At 67.2% G+C, this 26,023-nt stretch carries 21 protein-coding genes and 1 pseudogene; 6 read left to right on the top strand and 16 right to left on the bottom strand.

What is annotated here, in order from left to right; genetic code table 11:
- Both A5759_RS20695 and A5759_RS20700 read right to left on the bottom strand, forming a co-directional pair.
- Nucleotides 1-1,461 carry a sugar transferase gene (locus A5759_RS20695; protein WP_068200880.1) on the bottom strand — a complete coding sequence of 487 codons (1,461 nt, stop codon included), beginning with the start codon at nucleotides 1,459-1,461 and terminating at the stop codon, nucleotides 1-3.
- Between the two features lie 198 nt (nucleotides 1,462-1,659).
- The gene (locus tag A5759_RS20700) at nucleotides 1,660-2,367 is read right to left on the bottom strand and encodes a GAF domain-containing protein (RefSeq protein WP_068200882.1); all 708 of its coding nucleotides are present in this window, start codon (nucleotides 2,365-2,367) and stop codon (nucleotides 1,660-1,662) included.
- Between the two features lie 177 nt (nucleotides 2,368-2,544).
- Between A5759_RS20700 and A5759_RS20705 the strand changes: the two genes are divergently transcribed.
- Nucleotides 2,545-3,306: a hypothetical protein gene (locus A5759_RS20705; protein WP_068200884.1), complete on the top strand. Its 762-nt coding sequence runs from the start codon at nucleotides 2,545-2,547 to the stop codon at nucleotides 3,304-3,306.
- A gap of 7 nt (nucleotides 3,307-3,313) precedes the next feature.
- Here A5759_RS20705 and A5759_RS20710 read toward each other — a convergent pair whose 3' ends face one another.
- From A5759_RS20710 to A5759_RS20725, 4 genes are read right to left on the bottom strand one after another with little or no spacing between them, the layout of a single operon-like run.
- Nucleotides 3,314-5,002, bottom strand: coding sequence for a sodium:proton antiporter (locus A5759_RS20710; protein ID WP_068200887.1), 1,689 nt, complete (start codon nucleotides 5,000-5,002; stop codon nucleotides 3,314-3,316).
- Nucleotides 5,003-5,052: 50 nt separating this feature from the next.
- Complete coding sequence (locus A5759_RS20715; protein WP_068200889.1) at nucleotides 5,053-5,859, bottom strand: Fpg/Nei family DNA glycosylase; 807 nt, start codon at nucleotides 5,857-5,859, stop codon at nucleotides 5,053-5,055.
- Nucleotides 5,860-5,861: 2 nt separating this feature from the next.
- Nucleotides 5,862-6,335: a ribose-5-phosphate isomerase gene (locus A5759_RS20720; RefSeq protein ID WP_068201243.1), complete on the bottom strand. Its 474-nt coding sequence runs from the start codon at nucleotides 6,333-6,335 to the stop codon at nucleotides 5,862-5,864.
- 43 nt (nucleotides 6,336-6,378) lie between these two features.
- On the bottom strand, nucleotides 6,379-6,987 hold the full coding sequence (locus A5759_RS20725) for a DsbA family protein (protein ID WP_068200891.1): 609 nt from the start codon (nucleotides 6,985-6,987) through the stop codon (nucleotides 6,379-6,381).
- Between the two features lie 189 nt (nucleotides 6,988-7,176).
- Here A5759_RS20725 and A5759_RS20730 point away from each other — a divergent pair, with 189 nt between their 5' ends.
- The 3 genes from A5759_RS20730 to A5759_RS20740 all read left to right on the top strand — a co-directional run bounded on the left by A5759_RS20730 (nucleotide 7,177) and on the right by A5759_RS20740 (nucleotide 10,642).
- The gene (locus A5759_RS20730) at nucleotides 7,177-7,560 is read left to right on the top strand and encodes a DUF732 domain-containing protein (RefSeq protein ID WP_068200892.1); all 384 of its coding nucleotides are present in this window, start codon (nucleotides 7,177-7,179) and stop codon (nucleotides 7,558-7,560) included.
- Nucleotides 7,561-7,610: 50 nt separating this feature from the next.
- Nucleotides 7,611-10,196 carry an aminopeptidase N gene (gene pepN / locus A5759_RS20735; RefSeq protein WP_068200893.1) on the top strand — a complete coding sequence of 862 codons (2,586 nt, stop codon included), beginning with the start codon at nucleotides 7,611-7,613 and terminating at the stop codon, nucleotides 10,194-10,196.
- A 95-nt stretch (nucleotides 10,197-10,291) separates the two neighbouring features.
- A complete protein-coding gene (locus A5759_RS20740) occupies nucleotides 10,292-10,642 on the top strand; it encodes an HNH endonuclease (protein ID WP_068200895.1) in 351 nt (116 codons plus the stop codon).
- Between the two features lie 86 nt (nucleotides 10,643-10,728).
- Here the strand turns inward: A5759_RS20740 and A5759_RS20745 are convergent, their stop codons facing one another.
- From A5759_RS20745 to A5759_RS20755, 3 genes are read right to left on the bottom strand one after another with little or no spacing between them, the layout of a single operon-like run.
- Nucleotides 10,729-11,214 carry a DUF5130 domain-containing protein gene (locus A5759_RS20745; RefSeq protein ID WP_068200898.1) on the bottom strand — a complete coding sequence of 162 codons (486 nt, stop codon included), beginning with the start codon at nucleotides 11,212-11,214 and terminating at the stop codon, nucleotides 10,729-10,731.
- Nucleotides 11,201-11,485: a hypothetical protein gene (locus A5759_RS20750; RefSeq protein ID WP_197506136.1), complete on the bottom strand. Its 285-nt coding sequence runs from the start codon at nucleotides 11,483-11,485 to the stop codon at nucleotides 11,201-11,203. The genes A5759_RS20745 and A5759_RS20750 overlap by 14 nt, the downstream gene beginning before the upstream one ends.
- Before the next feature lie 25 nt (nucleotides 11,486-11,510).
- Complete coding sequence (locus A5759_RS20755; protein ID WP_066840693.1) at nucleotides 11,511-12,179, bottom strand: HNH endonuclease; 669 nt, start codon at nucleotides 12,177-12,179, stop codon at nucleotides 11,511-11,513.
- Nucleotides 12,180-12,310: 131 nt separating this feature from the next.
- Between A5759_RS20755 and A5759_RS20760 the strand changes: the two genes are divergently transcribed.
- Both A5759_RS20760 and A5759_RS20765 read left to right on the top strand, forming a co-directional pair.
- Complete coding sequence (locus A5759_RS20760) at nucleotides 12,311-12,715, top strand: globin (RefSeq protein ID WP_165593302.1); 405 nt, start codon at nucleotides 12,311-12,313, stop codon at nucleotides 12,713-12,715.
- Nucleotides 12,715-14,279, top strand: a pseudogene (locus tag A5759_RS20765) (glycoside hydrolase family 13 protein). Before A5759_RS20760 ends, A5759_RS20765 begins: the two are co-directional and overlap by 1 nt.
- 140 nt (nucleotides 14,280-14,419) lie before the next feature.
- Here the strand turns inward: A5759_RS20765 and A5759_RS20770 are convergent.
- From A5759_RS20770 to A5759_RS20800, 7 genes are all read right to left on the bottom strand, one after another.
- A complete protein-coding gene (locus A5759_RS20770; protein ID WP_369816245.1) occupies nucleotides 14,420-15,079 on the bottom strand; it encodes a hypothetical protein in 660 nt (219 codons plus the stop codon).
- Nucleotides 15,076-15,519, bottom strand: a complete 444-nt coding sequence (locus A5759_RS20775; RefSeq protein ID WP_068200900.1) for a thioesterase family protein — start codon at nucleotides 15,517-15,519, stop codon at nucleotides 15,076-15,078. The genes A5759_RS20770 and A5759_RS20775 overlap by 4 nt, the downstream gene beginning before the upstream one ends.
- On the bottom strand, nucleotides 15,516-20,408 hold the full coding sequence (locus A5759_RS20780) for an NAD-glutamate dehydrogenase (RefSeq protein WP_068200902.1): 4,893 nt from the start codon (nucleotides 20,406-20,408) through the stop codon (nucleotides 15,516-15,518). The genes A5759_RS20775 and A5759_RS20780 overlap by 4 nt, the downstream gene beginning before the upstream one ends.
- A gap of 135 nt (nucleotides 20,409-20,543) precedes the next feature.
- On the bottom strand, nucleotides 20,544-22,217 hold the full coding sequence (ettA, locus tag A5759_RS20785) for an energy-dependent translational throttle protein EttA (RefSeq protein WP_068200903.1): 1,674 nt from the start codon (nucleotides 22,215-22,217) through the stop codon (nucleotides 20,544-20,546).
- Nucleotides 22,218-22,340: 123 nt separating this feature from the next.
- Entirely contained in the window at nucleotides 22,341-22,799 is a 459-nt protein-coding gene (locus A5759_RS20790) for a single-stranded DNA-binding protein (RefSeq protein ID WP_066840819.1), read from the bottom strand.
- A 236-nt stretch (nucleotides 22,800-23,035) separates the two neighbouring features.
- Nucleotides 23,036-23,878 (bottom strand): hypothetical protein, encoded by an 843-nt coding sequence (locus tag A5759_RS20795; RefSeq protein WP_068200905.1) that lies wholly within the window; start codon nucleotides 23,876-23,878, stop codon nucleotides 23,036-23,038.
- A 120-nt stretch (nucleotides 23,879-23,998) separates the two neighbouring features.
- Nucleotides 23,999-26,002: a cytochrome c oxidase assembly protein gene (locus A5759_RS20800; RefSeq protein WP_068200907.1), complete on the bottom strand. Its 2,004-nt coding sequence runs from the start codon at nucleotides 26,000-26,002 to the stop codon at nucleotides 23,999-24,001.
- Between the last annotated feature and the right edge of the window lie 21 nt (nucleotides 26,003-26,023).

Below are 26,023 nucleotides of genomic sequence, written 5' to 3' on the forward strand. Positions count from 1 at the left end.
CTATTCGGCGGGTTTCAGCACCGCAAGCACCGTCAGGACCAGGATCTTGAAATCGAGCAGAAGCGACCAGTTCTCGATGTAGTAGTTGTCGAATTCCGCCCGGTCGGCGATCGAGGTCTGGCCCCGAAGTCCGTGCACCTGGGCCCAACCGGTGATGCCCGCCTTCACTCGGTGGCGGTCGCCGTAGCGTCGCACCTGCATCTCGAACAGTTCGACGAACTCCGGTCGCTCGGGGCGCGGGCCCACCAGCGTCATGTCCCCGCGCACCACGTTGACCAGTTGGGGTAGTTCGTCGAGGGATGCCTTGCGCATGAACTTGCCGATCGCGGTGCGCCGGTCGTCGCCTTCCACTCCCCCGGGTGCCGAACCGTCCTTCAACGCGAACGCTTTCGTGGCCACGCCGACGGGTTTCATGCTGCGAAACTTCAGGCAGTCGAAGACCTTGCCGTCGCGTCCGACGCGTTCCTGACGAAAATAGACAGGGCCTGGCGAACTCAGCTTCACCAGGATCGCGAGCGTGAGATACAGGGGCGAGATCACGATCAGCAGGACCGCGGCGATCAGCCGGCCCAAGGCATGCTTGACGGCGAACTGCCACCCCTTCGGGTCGGTGTGGGAGAGCACCAGCAGCGGGATGCCACCGAGGTGCTCGACGTAGGTCGCGCCGCCGATGACGTCCATCAGTCGAGGCACGACGCGCACGCGCAGCCCCAGGTTGTGCGCCAACTGGGCGCTGAGGGCCAGCTCGTCGTCGGGAGTCGACGACGGCGCCACGATGAGCTCCTTGGCGCCCGTGGCCTGAGCGGCGACTTCGAGGTTGGCGGTGGATCCGTAGTAGGGCACGTCGGCCAATTCCGCGGCGCTCGGACGAGTGTCGTCGAGCACTCCGACGGGGTGCAGACCGTAATCGGGGATCTGACGCATTCGCGTGATGAGCTGATGGGCGAATGGACCGGAACCGATGATCAGCGCCGACGATCCGAAGCCGTGCCTTCGCCGAAGGTAGCGCTCGGCCAACGATCGGATGAGACGGTTCGCAGGCAGCAGGATGGCCGCACAGACCCAGATGCGGATGGCCAATTCGCTTGGGCGGACGTACTCCACGACCACCGAGCCGGTCGGTAATGGGGGCACGAGCACAAGGATGACGGTGAGTGTCGCCAGCGCAGATACCGCTACCGAGGTTTCCACGGGTTCGAAGTCGTCGAGGAAGCTGTGGCCGAGCTTGCGCTTGTACATCGACCGGGTGTGCATGATCACCAGGAGGATCGGCACGAAGAGCCACGAGATTGCGGCGATGTTCCGTTCATGAATCGGGCCCGGCGTCAGCCAATGCGCTATCGCGACTGACCACACCGCGGCCCAGATGTCCAAGCCGACAGTGAGCGCCACATAACCCGACTCGGCGCGAAGGGTTTCGATCCAGCCGGACTTCCCACCGCGAGAAGTGGGTGACGGCATGGCGGTGAGCTGTGGGACCGTAGTCCTGAGCCGAGGCTGCGAATCACGGGTGGGCGATTTCGCGTCAGGCTGCATTCTCCCCCCGATGGAAACCCGACGTGTACAGAAGTGTCTGCATCTGCAAACGTTGCCAGTCTAGGTCATGACGCCGAAGTTCCAGCCAATTCGCGGGCACGAACGGCCCGCTCATCGCTGTGGCTAGGGGCCCGTGTGGAATATGCGTTCTGTGGCGAGCGCGGCGAGGTCACTGAGCACCTGAAGATGACCCGTACTCCACAGGCGTGGCTTGGTGTCGTACACGCACAGTGTCCCAACGGCTTTGCCCGCTTCGTCCATCAGCGGTATGCCGAGGTAGGCCACCACCGTCCCGTCCCGTACCGCGGGATGCTGCTTGAAAGTCGGATCGGCCCGCGCGTCCTCCAGGATCAGCGGCGCGCCATTGGCCACCGCGTACTGACACACCGAGCGCTCGAGCGGTGTCTGCCGATCCTCCGGCGAGGTGATTGCTTGACCGACGGCACTCTTGAAGAACTGTCGATCGACGTCGACAAGGGACACAAGCGCAAAGGGAGTGTCGAGTGCTTCGGCCGCGGCCCGGGTGATCCGGTCGTAGATCACCTCCGGCGGTGAGTCCAGCAAGCCGGTGTGGCGCAGGGCCGCAAGTCGGTCAGGGTCGGCAATGACGGCCGACACGTCTGGCATCGCCTTCTCATCGAGCACGCCCGCCGCCGCAAGATGAGTTTGCAGGTCGGCGATGTTCGGATCGTTGGCGCGCCTCAAATCGCTGGCCATTTGCGCCGCAACCGCACGGGCAACGTAAGTGTCGACGCTCTCGCCTGCCTCACGCGCATGCTCTTCGAGCAGGCGGTTAAGGAAGTCGTCGAATCTGCGTACCCACCGCGTCACCCCATTCACGGTACGCAAATTGACGCTCGAACAAAAATCGGGGGCCCGGTTGACCGGGTTTGCCCGAGACCTCGACGAACCGCCACTGTAGAGCGCACCGACGGACAACGCGCGTGACCGCCCGGCCACACCGTCCGCGATCCGGTTTTCGCGTTCACGCTGGGTACGCTGGGCGCTATGAACGGTGTTCTGCTCGTTCTCGTCGTCCTGGTCATCGTCGCTCTCGGCGTCGTGGCCTACGCCGCGATGAGGGCTTCTGATCGGCGCAAGGCCGCCTCGCTCGAGGACGCCAAAGCCGACGCCCGCCGCGTCATCGAACGTCTCGGTGGTCAGGTGATCGGCCTGACCGGCAACGACGACGCGTCGAAGCAGGCGCTGGCCGACGCGTCCGAGCGCTACACCGCTGCCGGGTCGCAGATCGACCAGGCCAACACCGCCAAGCAGGCGTTGCTCGCCAAGGAGAGCGCGCTCGAGGGCCTCTATTACGTGCGCGCCGCTCGCGTCGCGATGGACATGGATCCCGGCCCCGAACTCGAAACGCTCGCCGGCCAGCGGTCCGCGGGCACGGTGACCGAGGAGCGCAAGGTCGACTTCGAGGGCCGCGAGATCGAGGCCTCGCCGACGCCATCCGAGCGCACCCCGAACTACTACCCCGGCGGCCGGGTCGCGGGTCGGCCGGTGCCTGCGGGTTGGTATTCCGAGCCGTGGTGGAAGCCAGCGCTCGTCGCCGGCGCCTGGGGCCTGGGCTCGGTGCTGCTGTTCGACGCGTTGTTCTCCGGCATGCACGGCAGCGGCTATGAACAAGGCTTCGCCCAGGGATACGACCAGGGGTTCGACCAAGGCCAGGATCCCGGAGGCGACTGGGGCGGTGACGGCGGCAGCGACTGGGGCGGTGGCGGTGACATCGGCGGCGGCTTCGGCGATTTCGGCGGCTTCTGACCTTCTGCTACAGCCGGCTCTCCAGACGCGCCGATACCCCGGCCTCCTGTAGGTCGAGCCGTTCGAGCATCGCGCGGACCGCCTCGTCTTCGATGCGGCCCTCATCGCGTTCGGCGATCAGCGCGGCGCGCTGGTGAGTGAGCACGTCGCGGTACAGCGCGGCGAACACCTCGGAGCGCTTCGTGTGCGCCTCGGGGTCCGGCATCTCGTCGGCGTCCTGCGAGTGCCGGGCGATGGTCGCCTCGATCTCGGCGGCCACGCGAGAGCTCAGGCCCGCAGGCGGATCGGCCCGAAAGTCGGCCAGCACCCGATCGGCGGCGTCGTGCACGACGCGTTCGGCCTTGAGTTCCTCCTCGCGATCGACCGCGTGATCGTCGGAGAACCGCGAGATGTGCAGCCGCCGGATCAGGATCGGCAGCGTCGAGCCTTGAAGCAGCAGCGTGCCGACGCTGACCACGAACGCGATGGCCTGAATGGTGGCCCGCTCGGGAAACGGCTCGCCGGTGACCGTCGTCGCCGGAATGGCTGCGGCCGCAGCCAAAGTCACCACCCCGCGCATCCCGGTCCACGACACGACCACGTTCTCCCGCCAGGACAGTGACCGCCGGTCGACGCGTGACCGCCACTTACCCGGCGGGTTTTTGCGCCCCCTAGTTCCCAGCGCACCGCGACCTCCGCCCGTCGGTACAGGAACGCTCAACCGCGTCTCGACGTGCTGGGACAGCTTGTTGCGCCCGAAGATGGCGAACACCGAAAGCGGCCGGATCACCAAGACGATGACCAGCACGACCAGCGACGCCACAGCGACCTCGGCCAGCGACTCGTGCGCCTCCTGCAGGTCCTCGAGCACGAAGCGCAGATGCAACCCGATGTAGGCGAACACGAACGCCTCGAGCAACACGTCGACGGAGTTCCACACATAACGTTCCTGCAGCCGGGTTTGGTACCCGGCCGACAGCGTGCCGTTGGCCACCACGAAGCCGGCGACGACGACCGCCAACACCCCCGATGCGTGCAGTTCCTCGGCGACGATGAACGCCGCGAACGGCACCACGAGGCCCTGCACCGTCTCCAGCCCCGGATTGGCCAGTCGCCTGCGGATCCACAGCGTCACGTAACCGAGCAGCGCGCCCACGATCGGCCCGACGACGGCGCTGTAGCCGAACAGCAGGAAGGGGTTGTGGATGAAGATGTGCCCGCCGGTGACCTGCACCACCGCGATCGAGAACAGGGTCAGCGCAGCGGCGTCGTTGATCAGGCTCTCTCCGGTCAGGATCGCCATCACCCGCCTCGGCAGGCCCAGCTTGCGACCGACGGCGACCGCGGTCACCGCGTCCGGCGGCGCCACGATCGCGCCCAGCACCAGGGCCGTGGCGAACGTCAGGGGCACCACCACCAGCCACGCCGAGGCCGCCACCGCGAACGCCGTCACCACGACCAGTCCGACGCCGAGGCCCAGGATCGGCCTGATGTTGCGAAGAAACGTCGGGAACGAGAAGTTCAGCGCCGCCGAGTACAACAGCGGAGGCAGCACCACCGTCAGGAGGATGTGCGAATCCAGCTCGGGTGGCTCGAAATCCGGCAGAAACGACACCGCGGCGCCGATGATGACGATGACCAGGGCCGGTTCGAGGCCGCGCCGGTGTGCGACAGCGGTGACGACGATGGCTCCGACGACGACGAGAATCAACTCCACGCGCCGATTGTCGCTGAGGAGCGCCCGTCACGTTGACCCAGCCGGGGTGCCTACGTCTGGTCGGTGGGGCACCAGAACAGGTTGCGGCCTTCCATCACCTTCGTGCGGATCTCGGTGCCGCACCGCCGGCACGGCTCGCCCGCCCGCCGATAGACGTAGGTGCGGGGCCGTCCGGGCCCGTACGAGGGCAGCCCGTGGTCATCCTCGGGGCGGATGGTGTGGATCTTGCCGCGCCGCAACCCGATCCGCATCAACGCGACGAGGTCGGTCCACATCGCGTCGAACTCGTCCTCGTCGATACGCGTGCCCGGCCGGTGCGGGTCGATGCCGTGCCGGAAGAGCAACTCGTTGCGATACACGTTGCCTACCCCGGCGATCACCGTCTGGTCCATCAGCAGCGCTCCGATCGGCCTGCGCGACTTGCGGATTCGGGCCCACGCCAGCGATCCGTCGGCATCGCGGCGAAGCGGATCGGGACCGAGCCGGTCGATGACGTCGGCGATCTCCGGTTCTGCGAGCACTTCACACACCGTCGGCCCCCGAAGGTCGGTGCCGTACTCGGCGCCGATCATCCGCATCCGGACCTGTCCCACCGGCGGCGGCGGTGTCGTCCCGGCAGGCAACGGCCACTCGGTGAACGTGCCGTACAACCCGAGATGCACATGCACCACCCGGCCACCTTCGTAGTGGTGGAACAGATGCTTGCCGTAGGCGGTGGCCTTCTTGAGCACCCGCCCGTCGACGGCCGCTGCGCCGTCGGCGAACCTGCCCTGCGGGCTGGACACCATCACCGGTGCACGAGCGAAGCGCCGCTGGTGCAACCGGGCGAGCCGGTGCAGAGTGTGGCCTTCCGGCATCCCTAGGCGCCGGGTACCGGGGGCGCGACGTGGGTGCGTTCGTACTCGGCGAGGATGTCGATACGACGTTGGTGCCGTTCGGCTTCCGACCACGGGGTACTCACGAACGCGTCGACGATCGCGAGCGCCTCCTCGACGGTGTGCATGCGCCCGCCGATGCCGATCAGCTGGGCGTTGTTGTGCTCGCGGGCGAGTTTGGCGGTCTCGATGCTCCACGCCAGCGCGCAGCGTGCGCCGGGGACCTTGTTGGCCGCGATCTGCTCGCCGTTGCCCGAGCCGCCGAGCACGATGCCGAGGCTGCCCGGATCGGCGACGGTCCGCTGCGCGGCAGCGATACAGAACGCCGGATAGTCGTCGTCGGGGTCGTTGACGAATGCCCCGCAGTCGATCGGCTCGTGCCCGGAACTGCGCAGGTGCTCGACGATGGCCTGCTTGAGGTCGAAGCCGGCGTGATCGGCTCCCAGGTAGACGCGCATGGCCGTCATTGTGGCAGACGCCGTCGGCCCGACCCGGGCGCGCTCAGTCGAATTCCGGCGACTCCGTGCGGGTGCGCTTGAGCTCCCAGAAGTGCGGGTAGGACGCGAAGGTCACTGAGGCGTCCCAGAGCTTGCCCGCCTCTTCGCCGCGCGGGATTCGCGACAGCACTGGTCCGAAGAATGCGACACCGTTGACATGGATGGTTGGGGTGCCCACGTCCTCGCCGACGGGGTCCATGCCCTCGTGGTGGCTCTTGCGCAGCGCGTCGTCGTACTTGTCGGTGGTGGCGGCCTCGGCGAGTTCGGCCGGTAGGCCGACCTCGGCGAGCGATTCCTTGATCACCACATCGAAGTCCTGGATGCCCTGGTTGTGGATGCGGGTTCCCATCGCGGTGTACAGCCCGCCGAGGACCTCGCGACCCTTGGCCTGTTCGGCGGCGATGGCGACGCGCACCGGCCCCCACGCCTTCTTCATCGCCTCCTGGTATTCCTCGGGCAGGTCGCGTCCCTCGTTGAGCACCGCGAGGCTCATCACCCGGAAGCTCACGTCGATGTCGCGGACCTTCTCGACCTCGAGGATCCAGCGCGAGGTGATCCAGCACCACGGACACAACGGGTCGAACCAGAGTTCTGCAACGGACTTCTCGGACATGGGCGAATCCTTCCGGGCGCGGGGTGGGCAGAGTCCATTCCTGACAACTGCGGTCGTGCTTGGAGTGTTCCCCCGCCGCGGCGGCTATAGCGGCCCACGTCGCAGGCCGCGATATGAGAAACGCCTAAGAGTGCAAACGGTGATCGAACCGTGTTCCTGATGTGACCAATGTGAAGAATCGTTACCGAAGTGAATAAACCTGTTGATCTTCGAGGACGCGCTCTGGCGTTGGGGGTCGGTCTGGCGGCGGTCGCAACGACGTTCGCCGCACCGGCCCAAGCCGACACGACCGACGAGGCCTTCCTGGCCGCCCTTCGCGGCGCAGGCATGTCCGTCGACAATCCCGTGAACATGGTTGCGATCGGGGAATCCGTGTGCCCGATGCTCGTCGAACCGGGCAAGAACCTCGCGAAGGTGTACACGCAGGTGTCCGACAACGGCATCCCGCCGGACATCGCGGCCTTCTTCACCGGCATCGCGATCTCGATGTACTGCCCGCAGATGTTGGCGTCAGTGGGCAACGGCACCGTGATGGACTGGCTGCCCGCGACGCGGGCGATACCGGGTTTCTGACTCGGGACGTGCGACGCGCCGCTTGACGGCGCGGGCGTTAGGTTGGTCGGGTGGCACTTCCCAACCTGACCCGTGACCAAGCCGTCGAACGCGCCGCCCTGGTCACCGTCGACAGTTACCGCATCGAACTCGACCTGACCGACGGCGCCGGCAAGCCCGGTGAACGCACGTTCCGGTCCACAACCACGGTCGAATTCGATGCCCTTCCCGGCGCCGACACCTACATCGACATCGCGGCCGACACGATCCACAGCGCCACCCTCAACGGCCGCGACATCGACGTGTCGGGCTATGACGAATCGACCGGCATCGCGCTGACCGGACTGGCCGGGCGCAACGTCCTTGTCGTCGACGCCGATTGCCGCTACTCCAACACCGGAGAGGGTCTGCACCGCTTCGTCGACCCCGTCGACGACGAGGTGTACCTGTACTCGCAATTCGAAACCGCCGACGCCAAGCGGATGTTCGCGTGCTTCGACCAACCGGATCTCAAGGCGGCCTTCGATGTCACGGTGACAGCGCCGTCGCACTGGGAGGTCGTGTCCAACGGCGCCACCGTCACCGTCGAGGACGCCGGTGCAGCCAAGCGGCACACCTTCGCCGCGACACCACGGATGAGCACGTATCTGGTGGCGCTCGTCGCCGGTCCATACGCACGCTGGGACGACGTGTACAGCGACGACCACGGCGACATTCCGCTCGGGTTGTTCTGCCGCAAGACGCTGGCCGAGTTCATGGACGCCGAGCGGCTGTTCACCGAGACCAAGCAGGGATTCGGCTTCTACCACAACAACTTCGGCATCCCGTATGCGTTCGGTAAGTACGACCAGCTGTTCGTACCGGAGTTCAACGCCGGCGCGATGGAGAACGCCGGCGCGGTCACGTTCCTCGAGGACTACGTCTTCCGCAGCAAGGTGACCCGAGCCTCCTACGAACGGCGCGCCGAGACCGTTCTGCACGAGATGGCGCACATGTGGTTCGGCGACCTGGTCACCATGCAGTGGTGGGATGACTTGTGGCTCAACGAGTCTTTCGCGACGTTCGCCTCGGTGCTGTGCCAGGCCGAAGCCACCGAGTACACCGAGGCGTGGACGACCTTCGCGAACGTGGAGAAGTCGTGGGCGTACCGCCAGGACCAACTGCCCTCCACCCATCCCGTCGCCGCCGACATCCCCGATCTGGCGGCCGTCGAAGTGAACTTCGACGGGATCACCTACGCCAAGGGCGCCAGCGTCCTCAAGCAACTGGTCGCCTACGTCGGCGAGGAGGAGTTCCTCTCCGGCCTGCGCGACTACTTCCGCGACCACGCGTTCGGCAACGCCACATTCGGTGACCTGCTGGGCGCGCTGGAGAAGGCCTCGGGGCGCGACCTGTCGGGATGGGGACAGCAGTGGCTCAAGACGACGGGCCTCAACACGCTGCGACCCGACTTCGACCTCGACGCCGAGGGCCGGTTCACCCGGTTCGCCATCGACCAGAGCGGGGCTGCGCCCGGCGCCGGTGAGACCCGGGTGCACCGCCTCGCGGTCGGAATCTACGACGACGACGGCTCCGGCAAGCTGGTGCGGGTGCATCGCGAGGAACTCGATATCGAGGGTTCGAGCACGGACGTGCCTGCGCTGCACGGTGTTCCGCGCGGCAAGTTGATTCTGGTCAACGACGACGACCTGACGTACTGCTCGCTGCGGCTGGACCAGGATTCGCTGCAGACGGTACTGACGCGCATCGCCGACATCGCCGAGCCGCTGCCGCGCACCCTGGCGTGGTCGGCGGCGTGGGAGATGACACGCGAGGCCGAGCTCAAGGCCCGCGACTTCGTGTCGTTGGTATGCGGCGGTGTGCACGCCGAAACCGAAGTCGGTGTGCTGCAACGGCTTCTGCTGCAGGCCCAGACGGCGCTGAACTCCTACGCCGATCCGGAGTGGGCGCGCTCGTCGGGCTGGCCCGAGTTCGCCGACCGGTTGCTCGACCTGGCCCGCGGCGCCGAGGGCGGCTCCGATCACCAACTGGCCTACGTCAACGCGCTGTGTGGATCGGTGCTCGATCCGCGCCATGTGGAGGTGCTTTCGGCGCTGCTGGACGATGACCCCGCGCTCAAGGGTCTGCCCGGTCTGGTCGTCGACACCGACTTGCGGTGGCGCATCGTGACCGCGCTCGCCGCCGCGGGCGCCGTCGACGCCGAGGGTATGGAGACGCCGTTCATCGACGCCGAGGCCCAACGCGATCCGACCGCGGCGGGACGCCGGCACGCCGCCGCAGCGTCGGCCGCGCGCCCCGAACTGGCGGTCAAGGAAGCGGCGTGGGAGCAGGTGATCGAGGACGACACGCTGGCCAACATCACCGCGCGCGCGATCATCGGCGGCTTCGTTCAGCCCGGTCAGCAGGCACTGCTGTCGCCGTTCCGGGAGAGGTACTTCGGCGCGATCGCGGGCGTGTGGCAGCGGCGGTCCAGCGAGGTGGCCCAGACCGTCGTCATCGGGTTGTACCCGTCGTGGGACATCAGCGAAGACGGGTTGGCCGCCGCCGACGAGTTCCTCGCCGACCCCGATGTACCGCCGCCGCTGCGCCGTCTGGTCATCGAGGGCCGCGCCGGTGTCGAGCGGTCCCTGCGCGCCCGCGCCTTCGACGTCACCTAACCGCCGGGACCTTTCTGCGCGAGCGACCGTGCTAGTACGCCGACACGCCGCATCGAGCCGTACAAGAGCGGTCGCTCGCGGTGCATGCTGAGCGCGTGGCGGTCAGCAGAACTCGCCGGGCCAGGGCGGCCCGTAAGCGTAAGCGTCGACTCGGCGCCGTCGACAACGACCTCACGCCGCAGCAGTGGCAAGCGCTGAAAGACGCGTGGAAGGGCTGCGCCTACTGCGGCGCGACGGATCGAGCGCTGCAGCGCGACTGCGTCATGGCGATCTCCCGCGGCGGCCGGTACACCATCGACAACGTCGTACCGGCATGCGCCTCGTGCAACACCAGCAAGTGCAACGACGAGGTCACCGCGTGGCTGCGGCGCAGACGTCTCGACGAGCGGCGCTTCCTCGAGCGTTACGTCGAAATTCGTGCCGCGCTCACACTCGATGCACCGTGACGCGCCCGCGAACGTGCGCATAACGCTGCTCTGGCGCGGTGTGTCGTGTACACACACGCACTCTCGCGCAACAGGGGAAGGTGCGGTCAGGCCGGGGTGACGCCGGCGCTCATCACCCGCACCGCGCTGATCAACCCGTCCATCAGGTTGCCCTCTTTGAACGACGCGGCCGCCGCGGAGACGCCCAGCGGTGCGGCCTCTTCGATGCCGCGTCCCTTGACGTCGGCGCCGTAGACCACCTCGATCGCGTGCTGCTCGGGCGAGACCGCCAGCAGCACGGCGTTGTTCGGGGTAGGCACCTGAGCGAGGATCTCGCGCGCGGTGGCCGCCGTGTCGTCACCGAGACCGCCGATGTACACGGCGAACCGGGCCTTCGAAGCCCGCGAGCCGTATTTGAGCGCGTCGTCGAGGAACACCAGGTCCTTGGTCGGGAAGGGGTAGTCCAGCGACAGCTCACCCGGCTGCGTGACACCGGAGATCCGGCCGCTGGAGGTGACCACCCAACCCATCGGGAGGTCGGTGTGCTCGAGCGCGGCCCGATGGCCGGTTACCGCAACGTCACCACTTGCCACTGGCGCCGCCTCCAATCGTCACCGCGTTGGACTGGTGTTCACCCACGTTTCCGCCGTGGGCCGCCGAGTCGGCGGCCACACTGCGCCCGGTCGCGTGCCCGTGATCGGCGGGCTCGTCGGACGCCCACAGGATCGGGGCGTGCTTCCAAGGGTCGGACATCTTGTAGCTCGCCGGGTGCGGGCCCTTACTGCGCCAGATCAACAGGGCAAGGACGGCCGTCAGCCCGAGCGGCACCAAAGTCAGAAGCGCGATTGTCGTTGTGGTGCTCACGACGCAAACCGTATACCAGCCGCGTTTACGCCGCGCCCTCGCCCAGATATCGAACCCAAGACGGGTCGAGTTCCTTGACGCTGGATAACAGCCGCCAGTGCTGGCCCTTCGGCGGAACGGGCACTATGCGCAGCGACCATCCCAGCTCGGTGAGCAGCCGGTCGGCCTTGCGGTGATTGCACGACGAACAGGCCGCTACGCAGTTCTCCCACGAGTGCACTCCCCCGCGGCTGCGCGGAACCACATGGTCGACGGTGTCGGCCTTACTCCCGCAGTAGGCGCAGCGAAACCGGTCGCGGTGCATCAAAGCCGCGCGCGTCATCGGGATGCGCGCCCGGTACGGCACCCGGACGTAGGAGCGCAACCGGATGACCGAGGGCACCACGATCGATCGGGTCGCCGAATGGATCACCGGCCCGCCGGGATCGTCATGCACGACGTCGGCCTTACCGCACATCAACATGATGACCGCCCGCCGCATGGGCAGAGCGGTCAACGGTTCGTAGGTGGAGTTCAGCAGCAGCACACGGCGACGACCCCAGATCGAGCCCTCGGTGGTACTCGGCGGATGGATGTCGACGCTGTGGAGGACGCGTGTCTGCGCGCCCGGTACCACCGACCCGGCTAGGGCGGTCGCGGCACCGTGACTCCGCTGGCCGGCCCTTTTGGACGGGCCTTTCTTGCGATGCGCCATACGTCCTCCGTCCGACAGTTCACCACGGATTCCTGTGAATCGCACGACAATTCTCGACGTGTTCGCAGGTCAGTCAGGTGAACATCGGGTGGTGCGCCCGCCTGACCTGGTCAATCCAGCAACAAGGAACAATGGTCGGCGTGACACAGCCACAGAGGTCGTTCTATGACGAAGTCGGTGGCCACGAGACGTTCCGCGTGATCGTGGCGCGGTTCTACGAGTTGGTCCGCGAGGACGAGATCCTGCGTCCGCTCTATCCCGAGGAGGACCTCGGGCCGGCCGAGGTGCGGCTGCGGATGTTCCTCGAGCAGTACTGGGGCGGCCCCCGCACCTACTCCGACCAGCGTGGGCATCCACGGTTGAGGATGCGTCACGCCCCGTTTCGCATCGGCTACATCGAACGCGACGCGTGGCTGCGGTGCATGCACACCGCGGTCGCGGAGATCGACTCGGACACGCTCGACGACGAGCACCGCAAAGAGCTGCTCGCCTACCTGGAGATGGCCGCCCATTCGATGGTGAACGCGCCGTTCTGATGACGAGTCCTTGGTGGTCTGACGCGCTGTTCTATCAGGTCTATCCGCGCTCGTTCCGCGACAGCAACGGTGACGGGGTCGGCGACCTCGACGGGGTGACCTCCGGCCTGAGCTATCTCAAGGCGCTCGGCGTCGGCGCGATCTGGCTCAACCCCGTGATGGTCTCGCCGATGGCCGACAACGGCTACGACGTGGCCGACCCGCGCGACGTCGACCCTCTGTTCGGCGACCTGGCGGCGTTGGACCGGCTCACCGCCGCCGCCCATGACCTGGGCATGAAGGTGACGATGGACCTGGTGCCCAACCACACCAGCTCCGCGCATCCATGGTTCCAGGCGGCGCTGGCCGCGAGCCCGGGCAGCGCGCAGCGCGAGCGCTACATCTTCCGCGATGGCACCGGGCCCGGCGGTTCGAAACCCCCCAACAATTGGCTGTCGGTGTTCGGTGGGCCTGCGTGGACCCGGGTGACCGAAGCCGACGGCAACCCCGGCCAGTGGTATCTGCATCTGTTCGACGCCGAGCAGCCCGACCTCAACTGGGAGAACCCCGAGGTCTTCGACGACCTCGAACGGACACTGCGGTTCTGGCTCGACCGCGGCGTCGACGGCTTCCGCATCGACGTCGCGCACGGGATGGCCAAGCCGCCCGGGCTTCCCGACATGACGATCGTGGAACGCGAGATGCTGCTGGCCGAGATGGACGACGATCCCGGTTCAACAACGACGGCGTGCACGAGATCCATCGCCGGATCCGGCGGGTGTTCGACGACTACCCGGAATCCGTTGCGATCGGCGAGGTCTGGGTCTACGACAACGAGCAGTTCGCACGCTACGTGCGTCCCGACGAACTGCATCTGGGCTTCAACTTCCGGCTCCTGCGCGCGGCGTTCGACGCCGCCGACATCCGTCACGCGATCGAGAACTCGATGGCCGCAGCCGAATTGGTGGACGCCATCCCGACGTGGACGCTGGCCAACCACGACGTCGACCGCGTGCCCACCCGCTACGGCGGCAGTGCCGTCGGCTTGGCCCGCGCCACGGCGATGGCCCTGGTCGTGCTGGCGCTGCCCGGGACCGTGTTCATCTACAACGGCGAGGAACTGGGCCTGCCGAACGCCGACCTCCCCGACGAGGCGCTGCGCGACCCGGTGTGGGAGCGCTCCGGGCACACCCGCCGCGGGCGCGACGGCAGCAGGGTTCCGATGCCGTGGGAGGGCGACACCCCTCCGTTCGGGTTTTCGGACAACCCGGACACCTGGTTGCCGATTCCCCCGGAATGGTCGGCGCTGACGGTTGAGAAGCAGTTGGCGGATCCGTCGTCGACGCTGGCGTTCTTCCGTCGCGCTTTCGAATTGCGTTCACAGCGTGCCGAATTCGACGGTTCGGTGGTCGAGTGGCTGGACTCGCCCGCCGACAGCCTGGTGTTTCACCGCACCGGCGGGTTGGTGTGTGTGCTGAACGCCGGCTCGCGGCCGATACCGCTGCCAAAGGTTCAGGTTCTGCTGGCGAGCGCGGAGGTGTCCGACGGCGCCCTGCCGCCCGACAGCGCGGCGTGGTTGGTCTAGCGATCGCACGCTAGGGCGCTGTGAGCGATGCGCGCTTGCGGTGGCGCGAGCGACGGCAAGATGTACGCCTTTAACGGCGTGCCGCTGCACAAACACGGACACTCGCCGGCTTCGCGCGCGGGCCCACGCGGCGGGAAAGTTCAGCGCAGGACGACGGCCGGGTCGCCGCGGCGGCGGTACACCGAACCGAACCGCGCGTCGATGCGCAGCCACGCCGGCGTCACCCGCACCCGCACGATCTCATCGGCTCCCACCGCCGATCCCGACTGCGGCAGGAAACCCATTGCCGTCAAAGCGAATACACACCTCATCGGGATACCGACGCTGTCGTCGCCGGAACTGACCGCGACGACCTCCTGGTCCAGCAGGGACACCGGTGGACCGTGACTGCTGGAGTGCTCTTTGGCCAACTCCCCACCGCGCTGCGCCAAGTCGAGCACGACGCGGGCGGGCACATCGTCGAGGTGGACGAAGCCGGAGTCCGGCGGAAGTGCTCCACGCCAGGCGGAATCCAGCGCAAAGCCAGGTTCGACGAAACCGGTTCCGTCGATGGTCCGCAGACCCTCGGCCAGCGCGTCGGCGCCCGCCGAAAGATCCGGCGGATTGACCCGGCCCTCGACCACCCGGCTGGCCAGGACATCGAATCCCGTTGCGACCCAGGCGACCAGCACATCCTCGGATCGTTGACGCAACCGGATCACCGCGGCTTCGTCGAGACGCAAAGCCCGCTCGGCGAACGTCGCGAGGTCTCCGCGATGCGGTAGCTCGGTCAGCCAGAGGCCCCGCTCGGATCGTGTCATCGTGTCCAGCGCTGCAGATACTCTTTTTGCTGCAGCGAAAGCCGGTGCAGCCGCTGCTCTTTGATGTGTACAGCGGCCAACTGGGTGTCCGCGATCACCGCCGGCTTCGAGCCCGGCGGCGCGCCCACCGATCGCACCTCGTAGCCGACGGTGAAGTCGACCGAGCGCACCCGCTTCGACCACATGGTCACCTGCAGCGGCGAGTCGATCAGCCGCAGCTGGGCCTTATACGAGATGTTGACCTCGGCGATGAGCAAGCCGATGGTCTCGATCTCCGGGCCGAACGGCTCTCGCAGGAACGGGATCCGGGCTTCCTCGAGAATGGTCACCATGGTGGCGTGGTTGATGTGCTGATACATGTCGATGTCCGACCACCGCACATGGACCGGCGCGACAAACCCTGCCCCACTCGTGGTGCGCGCGAGATCAGCGCCTGTCATCGAGAAGTCCCCGTTCCACTGGTCCGTGTCATGCTGCGAATCTGACGCGCCGCCACCGACAGCGTCGCGAGGTCGTGCTGACCGCTTTCATGAATCTCGTCGAGCGTGCGACGGGCGCGGTCCACCCGCGAACCGTTCGTGGTCTCCCATTCGGCGATCTTCTCCTCACCCGTCTCGTCGGGCTCGCCCACCGCCAGCACGTCCAGGCACAGAGCCCGCAGCGACCCGTAGATGTCGTCGCGAATCGCCAGCCGCGCCAACGAATGCCAGCGGTCGTCGCGCTCGAGCCGCGACACCGCGGTGAGCAAAGTATCGGTGTTGAGGTAGTTCATCAACGCGAAGTAGGTGTCCGCGACCTCGTCGGGTTCGCGCTCCACGATGTCCCCGATGTCGATGATGTCGAGAAGGCTGAACTGGTACAGCCCCGTGGCCAGCTCGTACGCCAGATCCTTTGGGACTCCGCGCGAGGTGAGGTCGTCGGTCTCCTTGGCCACGATGGCCTCGTCGTCGCCGCGCAGCCACTCGGACATCCGCGGTGTCAGTGCGGCCACCTTGGCGGCGAACCGGTTGGTCTCGGCGCCCACGGCCAGCGGCTGAGGACGGTAGTTGAGCAGCCAGCGTCCGGACCGGTCCACCAGCCGCCGCAGATCCAGCGTCATCCGGTCGGTCACCGCAACCGAAACACCGTTGTCCCCCGCCGCGCGGATCTGTCGCCAGATGTCGTTGATCCGGAAGATCGCGTTGGCCGCGGCGTAACTGCGCACGGCGTCCAGCGGGCCCACCCCGGCGTCCTCGCTGATGCGGTACACGTAGGTGATTCCGCTGGTGTCGATGACGTCGTTGACCAGCATGGTCGTGACGATCTCGCGGCGCAGTTCGTGCGACCGGATCTCCGCGGCGAACGGCTCACGCAGTTTCTCGGGGAAGTACCACGGCAGCCGGGAGGCGAACGCCTCCTGATCGGGCAGCTCGCTGGCCAGCACATCGGCTTTCAGCGCTAGTTTGACGTGAGCCATCAGCGTCGCGAGTTCCGGTGAGGTCAAGCCGATTCCGGCGTCGGTGCGGCGGTGGATCTCCTTCTCCGACGGCAGCGCCTCGAGTTCACGGTTGAGGCCGCGGTCGGCGACGAAGGCTTTGATCATGCGCGAGTGCACCGGAAGCAGGCTCGCCGCGTTGGCGCGGCTGGTGCCCATCAGATCGTTCTGGTCCTCGTTGTCCCTGAGCACCAGCCGGCCGACCTCGTCGGTCATCGACAGCAACAGTTCGGTGCGATCTTCGGGGCTGACCTTGCCCGCGGTGACCAGCGAGTCGATCAGGATTTTGATGTTGACCTCATGATCGGAGCAGTCGACCCCAGCCGAGTTGTCCAGCGCGTCGGTGTTGATGCGGCCACCGGCGAGGTCGAACTCGATACGCCCGAGCGCGGTCACACCCAGGTTGCCGCCTTCGCCGACCACCTTGGCCCGCAACTGGTTTCCGTTCACCCGGACCGGGTCGTTCGCACGGTCGCCGACGTCGGCGTCGGATTCGGACTCGGCCTTGATGTAGGTGCCGATACCACCGTTGAACAACAGGTCGGCGGGCGCCTTCAGGATCGCCTTGATCAGGTTGGGCGGGGTCAGCTCATCGACGTCGTCGTCGATGCCCAGCGCGGCGCGGGCCTGCGAGCTGATCTGGATCGACTTGTGCTCCCTGCTGTAGACGCCGCCGCCCTCGCTGATCAGCGAGGAGTCGTAGTCCTCCCAGCTCGACCGCGGCAGGTCGAACAGACGCTTGCGCTCTTCCCACGAGCGCGCCGCGTCGGGATCGGGGTCGATGAAGATGTGGCGGTGGTCGAAGGCGGCCAACAGGCGAATGTGCTTGGACAGCAACATGCCGTTGCCGAACACGTCGCCGCTCATGTCGCCGACCCCGACGACGGTGAAGTCCTCCGACTGGGTGTCGACACCCATTTCGCGGAAATGCCGCTTGACCGACTCCCAGGCGCCTCTGGCGGTGATGCCCATGGCTTTGTGGTCGTATCCCACCGAACCGCCCGAGGCGAACGCGTCGCCGAGCCAGAAGCCGTAGGACTTGGCGACCTCGTTGGCGATGTCGGAGAACGTCGCGGTGCCCTTGTCGGCGGCGACGACGAGATAGGCGTCGTCGCCGTCGCGGCGCACCACATCCGGCGGCGGGGTGACCTGTCCGGACCCCTTGTCGACGTTGTCGGTCACATCGAGCAGACCGGCGATGAACAGCTTGTAACACGACACGCCCTCGGCGCGTTGCGCTTCGCGGTCGTCGGCGGCATCTCCGGTCGGTGTCGGCGGCTGCTTGACGACGAAACCGCCCTTGGCGCCGACAGGCACGATCACCGCGTTCTTGACGGCCTGCGCCTTGACCAAGCCGAGGATTTCGGTGCGGAAGTCCTCGCGGCGGTCCGACCAGCGCAAGCCGCCGCGCGCGACGTAGCCGAACCGCAGGTGCACACCCTCGACGCGCGGCGAGTACACGAAGATCTCGAACTTCGGTCGCGGCAGCGGTAATTCGTCGATCAATCCGGGATCGAGTTTGAACGACAACACGTCCTCGTACCGGGCCGACTCCTGCCGCCTGACGAAGTAGTTGGTGCGCAGCGTCGCCTGGATCATCGACGCGAACGCCCGCAGCACGCGGTCGGTGTCCAGGCTGACCAGTGCGTCGATGTCGGCGCTCACCGCCGCCGCGGCCGCCTGGGCGTCACGCCGTTTCGGTGCGTCCTCCTGCTCGTCCTCGAACGGACAGAACAGCGCCTCGAACAGTTCGACCAGCGAACGGGCAGTCTTGGCGTGGTCGTTGACGACGGCCTCGATGTGTGACTGGCTGTACGGGAAACCGGCCTGCCGCAGGTATTTCGCGTAGCTGCGCAGCACCGAGACCTGCTGCCAGTTCAGGCCGGCCCGCATCACCAGCTCGTTGAACCGGTCGGTCTCGGCGCGGCCCTGCCAGATCGCGGTCAGCGCGTCGGCGAAACGCGTGGCGGTTCCGATTCGTTCGGATTCGGACTCGATGTGCGGGATCGACTTGTGCGGTGAGATTTTGAATTGGTAGATCCACACTACGAGCCCGTCGGGACGTTCGACGGTGAACGGTCGCTCTTCGAGAACCACCACGCCCATCGACTGCAGCATCGGCAGCAGATCGCTCAACGACGCCGAGTGCCCACCCAGATATAACGTGAGCTGCGCGGTGCCCTCCTCGAGATCGGTGAGCACCGGTTGGATCGAACCGTCCTGCAGGTCTTCGATGACCGCGATGTCATCGATCGCGTCGAGCGGCGCGACCGCCTGCTTGTACGCCTCGGGGAAGGCGGCGGAATAGTGTTGCGCCGTGCGCTGATTGATCGAACCCGTCTTCACCGCGCCGATCAACCGGTCGCCCCAGGTGCGCGCCGCTTCGGTGAGCAGATCCTGGATTCGCGACTCGTTGTTCGGGGACGTGTCGATGTCGCGGGCGTTGGTGCCGTCGGGCATTCGTACCGCGAAATGAACTACCGCCCATGGCGATTCGCTCACCCGCGCGGTGTACTCGATGCTGACACCGCCGAGTTCGCGCACGAGGATGTCCTGCATCTCCAACCGCACCGCGGTGGTGTAACGGTCGCGCGGCAGGTACACCAGGCACGAGACGAACTGCGCGAGCGAATCGGCACGCATGAACAGCAACGTGCGCCGGCGGGACCCGAGGTCGACGACGGCCTTCACCATGTCCAGCACGTCCTGCGCCGACAGGGCGAATAATTCCGCGCGAGGGATGGTCTGGATGATGTCGAGCAGCAGTTGTCCGGGGTGGCTGGGGTCGTTGCGGGACAGCGACAGCGCTTCGTTCACCCTGCGCGAGATCAACGGGATCTCAAGCACGTTGGCGTTCATGGCCGCCACCGTGAACAAGCCGACGAAGCGGTGTTCGATGACGGTCGGTCCGTGTTGTTCGCGCACGACCGCGATGTGAGGGTAGGCGCCGTAACGCAGATAGCTCGGAATGGTGGCCTGCGCCAACACGAGAAGGTCGTCGTCGTCGGTCAGCGGCGGCAGCACGTCGTGGCGCAGCCGAAGCGCCCCCAGCCGGCTGGACGGATCGACGGACGACCGGCCGTCCTGTATCGAACACCGCTGGTAGCCCAGCAGCACGAAATGTCCGTCGGCCAGCCATCGCAACAGCGCGGCGACGTCCTCGCGGTCGGGTCCGCGGAACCTGCCGCCGGTGTCGGTGGCCACGTCGTGCGCCAACCGGCGCAGCGTCGAGGACAACTCGTCGGAATCGAGCGCGACGTGACGTGCATCGGCGAGCACGCTCGGCAGCATCTGCGCGACCTGAGCCAGTGCCTTGGGGTCGACGGTCGCCGCGAGCTGGACGTGGATCCAGGCCTCGAACACCCCGTCGCGGGACCCGCCGGCTTCAGCGGCCGGCGCGATGTCGAGCAGTTCGCCTGCGCGCGCACGGTGTACCCGCAGCACCGGGTTCATGATCGCGGTGTAGGCGACGCCGAAGCGGTGCAGCAGCACCGTGACCGAGTCCATCACCATCGCGGAGTTGTCGGTGACGATCTGCAGCGCGGGGCCGAACCCGGCCGGGTCGTCGGCGCGGTACACCTCGACGCGGGTATCGCCGTAGGGGCGGAAGCGACCGAGCCGGTGATGCGCGGCGATGAGGCTCGGCGTGACGATCTGATGCGCCGTCGCCGTCACCGGCATGGTGACCGTGGAATCGGCGGCGGGAGCGTCGGCGTGCGGACCCCGATAGGTCTCCAGATAGGCCCGCGCGAGCCGCCCCATGGTCTGGTCGTCGAGTCCAGGAGAGTGGTTGGCCCCGGTGACGCCGACCCCGGCGCCCGCTGATCTCCCGACGTCTCCCGGATTCACCGACATGCGACGCTCCTGAACTGTAGGCGCGGACCTCCGCCGTTGGATGTCACCACCAGCCCCGATGAGCGAAGCGGCTCCGCGGTCCGCAGAAGTCGACCCTAGTAGCCCGCGCGCGGGCTTTGCGGATACCCCGCCGGATCAGTCGCGGGTGAGCTTTCGGTGCGTCACGCGGTGCGGGCGGGCGGCCTCTGCCCCGAGCCGTTCGACCTTGTTCTCCTCGTAGGCACCGAAGTTGCCCTCGAACCAGAACCACTTGGCCTCGTTGTCCTCGTCGCCCTCCCACGCCAGGATGTGGGTACACGTGCGGTCCAGGAACCACCGGTCGTGGGAGATCACGACCGCGCAGCCGGGGAAGCTCTCGAGCGCGTTCTCCAGCGACGACAGCGTTTCGACGTCCAGGTCGTTGGTCGGCTCGTCGAGCAGGATCAGGTTGCCGCCCTCCTTGAGGGTCAACGCGAGGTTGAGCCGGTTGCGTTCACCGCCGGACAGCACACCGGCCGGCTTCTGCTGGTCCGGGCCCTTGAAGCCGAACGCGGAGACGTAGGCCCGCGACGGGATTTCGTTCTGGCCGACCTCGATGTAGTCCAGCCCGTCGGAGACGACCTCCCACACCGTCTTCTTCGGGTCGATGCCCGCACGGCTCTGGTCGACGTAGCTCAACTTGACCGTCTCGCCGACCTTGACCGTGCCGCTGTCGGGCTGCTCGAGGCCCACGATGGTCTTGAACAGCGTCGTCTTACCGACACCGTTGGGACCGATGACCCCGACGATGCCGTTACGCGGCAGCGTGAACGACAGGTCCTTGATCAGGGTGCGGCCGTTGAAGCCCTTGTCGAGGTGCTCGACCTCGACGACGACGTTGCCCAGCCGTGGCGGCGTCGGAATCTGGATCTCCTCGAAGTCGAGCTTGCGAGTCTTCTCCGCCTCGGCGGCCATCTCCTCGTAGCGCTGCAGGCGGGCCTTGCTCTTGGCCTGCCGCGCCTTGGCGCCCGACCGAACCCAGGCGAGCTCGTCTTGGAGACGCTTCTGCAGTTTGGCGTCCTTGCGTCCCTGCACGGCGACGCGCTCGGCCTTCTTCTCCAGATACGTCGAGTAGTTGCCCTCGTACGGATAAGCCCGTCCGCGGTCGAGTTCGAGGATCCACTCGGCCACGTTGTCCAGGAAGTACCGGTCGTGCGTGACGGCGAGGATCGCGCCCTTGTACTCGGCGAGGTGCTGTTCGAGCCACTGCACGCTCTCGGCGTCCAGGTGGTTGGTGGGCTCATCGAGAAGCAGCAGGTCGGGCTTGGACAGCAGAAGCTTGCACAACGCGACCCGGCGGCGCTCGCCTCCGGACAGATGGGTGACCGGCTCGTCGGGCGGCGGGCAGCGCAACGCGTCCATCGCCTGCTCGAGCTGCGAGTCGATGTCCCAGGCGTCGGCGGCGTCGAGCTCCTCCTGCAGCCGGCCCATCTCCTCCATCAGCTCATCGGAGTAGTCGGTGGCCATCAGCTCGGCGACCTCGTTGTAGCGGTTCAGCTTCTCCTTGATCGCCACGCCTTCTTCGACGTTCTCGCGGACGGTCTTGTCCTCGTTGAGCGGCGGTTCCTGCTGCAGGATGCCCACAGTCGCTCCGGGCTGCAGGAACGCGTCGCCGTTGTTGGGCTGGTCCAGCCCGGCCATGATCCGCAAGACGCTCGACTTGCCGGCCCCGTTGGGACCGACGACGCCGATCTTCGCGCCCGGAAGGAAGTTCAGGCTGACGTCGTCGAGGATGACCTTGTCGCCGTGCGCCTTGCGGACCTTCCGCATCGAATAGATGAATTCGGCCATGCCGTGGGATGCCTTTCAAAAGTTGCGAGTCTCTCGGGTGATGCTCGCGGACCATCGTAGGCGTGGCCCCGCCGGCGCAGCCGAGTGAGCTACTCGAGGTCCTGCGCCGGCGGCGTCCCCGCGCTACGCGGTCAGGGGCAGCGCCGTGTCGGGCTGCTCCGTGTCGTCGTCATCACCGGTGTCTTCGGAGTGGTTTTCCGGGTCGGTGAACCGCTGTTCGGACTGCTGCCGCCCTCGGTCGATGCGTGCCGTGCACCGGGCCAGATCCGGCCCGACCGATGTGGCGCGCACTTCGACTGACGAGCGTCGGTTGCCGTCCCGGTCGTCGTATTCGCTTGTGTAAACGTGTCCGACGACGATGACGGGGTCGCCCTTGACCAGCGCCGCGCTGGGCCCGGCAACCACCCTCCCCCAGCAGTTCACCGTCACGAACAACGAGTTTCCGGGCTCCCATGTTCCCTCGGCCGTGCGGCGGCGCGAGTTGCTCGCGACCCGGAACCGGACCATCTCCTGATCCCCCACCCGCCGATGGATCGGGTCGGTGACGATGTTGCCGACGATGGTGAATGGTGTCTCGAACATGACGATCTCCTCTTTCGTTGCGTTTGCTTGCCGATCGCCTTGTGGCGTCTCGGTGACACCGCTATTGAGCGCCGCGGCGCCGACACCGAGACTCGGCACGCTCCGCCGCCTGGGCGGCCCTGTGGATGAATTCGTCGTTGTGGATGGCGCGTTCGTTGTCGCCAGACCGACGTTTTGGCTGGTTTACCCACCCGCGATCGACCATTGCGTCGGTTTCGAGCGGGCGTCCCCGGAACCTACGGGCGCCAGCCCCTCGACAGCAGGGCGTTTCGCGCCTGCTCGACGATGTCGACCCCTCGGTCCTCTTTGATGACGTGGATGACGTGCCAGCCGAGCCGCTGCAGTACGCGACTGACCTGAACATCGAGCACGTACTGTCGTCGGCTGGTGAGGTGTTGTTCTCCGTCGTACTCCGCGCCGACTTTGAAGTCCTCCCAACACATGTCGATGCGCCGGACGTAGCGGTCCCACTCGTCACGGACGACGAATTGTGTGGCGGGGCGAGGTAGGCCGGCATCGATGAACAGCAGCCGCAGCCATGTTTCCCTCGGCGACTCGGCGCCACCGTCGACGAGCGGCAGCGCCGCCCGTAGCCGGCGCAGACCACGCACACCGCGATGACGTTTCGCCAGTAGCGCGACGTCCTCGGTGGCGAACGGGCACGCATTCAGCAACGCGTCCAGGCGTGCGACAGCCCGGTCACGAGGCTGATGGCGGCCCAGGTCGAACGCGGTCCGGGCCGGCGTGGTCACCCGGATGCCCGCGACCGAGGTAACCTCGTCCTCGTCGAGGGTCTCGTCGCGCACGATCAGCCCGCGCTGCCGCCGGACCGCCGCGACCAATTCGATGGGAACGTCGTCCACGACCCATTTCGCCCCGTGCATCGCGGAAGCGGCCACCCCGGCAATCACCGCCGAAGGCGAGGCGAGGGATGCGCCGGCGATCCGCTCGCGCAGCGACACCTCGTGGCCTCGCGGGATGTAGACGCCGCGGTACAGCGGCCGATAGTGACTGCGCAGGCGGGCTCTGGTGAGGTGGCCGGCGGCCACGGCGTCACGGCCGACGAACGGAATCTCCACACTGGTGGGACGCAGACGGCCGTCGGTCTGGCTCCCACCGTTCCCGAAACCGACGCAATGGTCGATTCGCGGGCCGGAAACCAGCCAAAGCGTCGGTCTGGGCGCCTAGCTCGCCGGATCTCAGCGCGACGAGGCGTCGCGGCGGGCGAGCTCGGCGAGCATCGCGTTGTAGGCGGCGAGCTCCGCGTCGTCGTCGCGGTCGGCGGCCCGGTCGATCCGCTTGGCCGTGCGCTGGTCGCTGCGCGTCCACTGGATCAGCAGCGCGAGCATCACCACCACGAGCGGGACCTCACCAGCGGCCCAGGCGATTCCACCGCCGGTGCGCTGATCGGCGAGCAAGTCGGTGTGCCAGCTCAACTGCAGTGACCGGTAGAACGGCTCGCCCAGCACGGTCTTGGTGCCCATCAGCACCACACCGAAGAACGCGTGCAACGGCAGCGAGGCGAACACCATCGCGACCTTGCCCAGGTGAGGAATCTGGCGCGGCGCCGGATCGATGCCGATCGTGACCCAATAGAAGAGGTATCCGCTGAGCAGGAAGTGCAGATTCATCAGCACATGTGCGCCGTGCTTGTCGACCGCCGCGTCGAACAGCCCGCCGAAGTAGAGCCCATAGAAACCGGCGACGAAGATGACCGTCGCGATGATCGGCTGTGTCAAAAACCGCGACACCCGCGAGTGCAACGCGGCCAGCAGCCACTCCCGCGGACCCGGCGGCTCACCGCGTCCCGCCGTCGGCAGCGCCCGCAGGGCCAGCGTCATCGGCGCGCCGAGCACCAGCAGAATCGGCACCAGCATCGACAGCGTCATGTGGGCGATCATGTGCATCGAGAACATGGCGGGTATGTAGCGGCCCAGCCCCGACGACGTCGCGATCAGCAGCGACGCGCAGCCGCACAGCCAACCCAGCGTCCGTCCGACCGGCCACGCGTCACCCCGACGGCGAAGCCGACGCACACCGAGCAGGTAGACCACCGCGAAGACGATCGCGGCGGTGCCGAAGATCAGGTCGAAACGCCAGTCGAGCAGGATCCGCTCGAAAGTGGGCGGGCCTGCGAGGTCGTATCCGATCGCCACCTCGACCGGGCTGGGCTGTTCGACCAGCGGCGGTGGAGGAGTGCGACCGAGTCCCACCGCGATGCCGAACGTCGCCCCGAACAGCAGCGCCTCGAGCAGCGCCAGACGCACCAGCGGACCGCGCGCGTCCGGGTCGTCCTGCAACGCGGCCACCGCGGAGCGGCGTTGCCACCAGCCGATCACCGCGAGCAGGGACAGTGCGCAGATCTTCGCGACGATCAACCAGCCGTACTCGGTGCGCACCAGGTCGGCCGGTTCGACGCGCACGAGCGCGTTGATCACGCCGCTGACGGCCATGACGACGAAGCACCAGAACGCGAGCGCCGAGAACCGGCGGGCGGCGAGGTCGGCGTGCTTACCGCGCCGCATCGCATGTACCAGCAGGGCGAGTAGCCCGCCCGCCCACAGCGCAGCGGCACCCAGGTGAAGCAACAGGCTGTTGGTGGCCATGTCGTGGGCGCCGCCGGTGGACGAATGCCCGGCCAACCCGAGCGGGATCAGCGTCGTCAACGCCCCGCCCAGCAGGACCGGCGTCCAGGACCAGCGCAGCACCGGCAGGCTGGCGACCGTGACGGCGGCGGCCAGGAACGCCGTCCACCGCCACGCGCTGGCCATGTCGACGAGGTCGGCCGCCGACCAGACGGCCACCGGGTCGAGGGTCTGGCTCAGTGGCTGACCGGAGACGTCGGAGACCGTCAACGGAACCATCAGCGCCGCGCACACCGTCCACGCCGCGGACGCGCCGGTGCCCAGGCGCAGCGCGCGGTACCCGCCGGCGTCGAGCACGCCGTTGGTTTGAGGCGGCGTCAGGAACGCGGCGAACAGGAAGGACCCGACGGCGATGACCGCCGCGATCTCACCTGCGGCCCGAACGAACGGCAGGCCGTAGGTCGTGATCGGCCCGGGATCCGGCAGTCCGGTCGCACTCAGCGCGTCGGCCAGCGACAGAGCGCCGATGCCCGCGGCGATCGTCCCCGCCAGGACAGCGACCCCGACCAGCACCGGCCATACCGCGCTGGTGCGCACGCCCGATGCCGTCGTCGTCATCCCACCAGCGTATGGCGCGGC

The sequence above is a fragment of the Mycobacterium sp. 852014-52144_SCH5372336 genome (assembly GCF_001665615.1).
Taxonomy (GTDB): Bacteria; Actinomycetota; Actinomycetes; order Mycobacteriales; family Mycobacteriaceae; genus Mycobacterium; species Mycobacterium neumannii_A.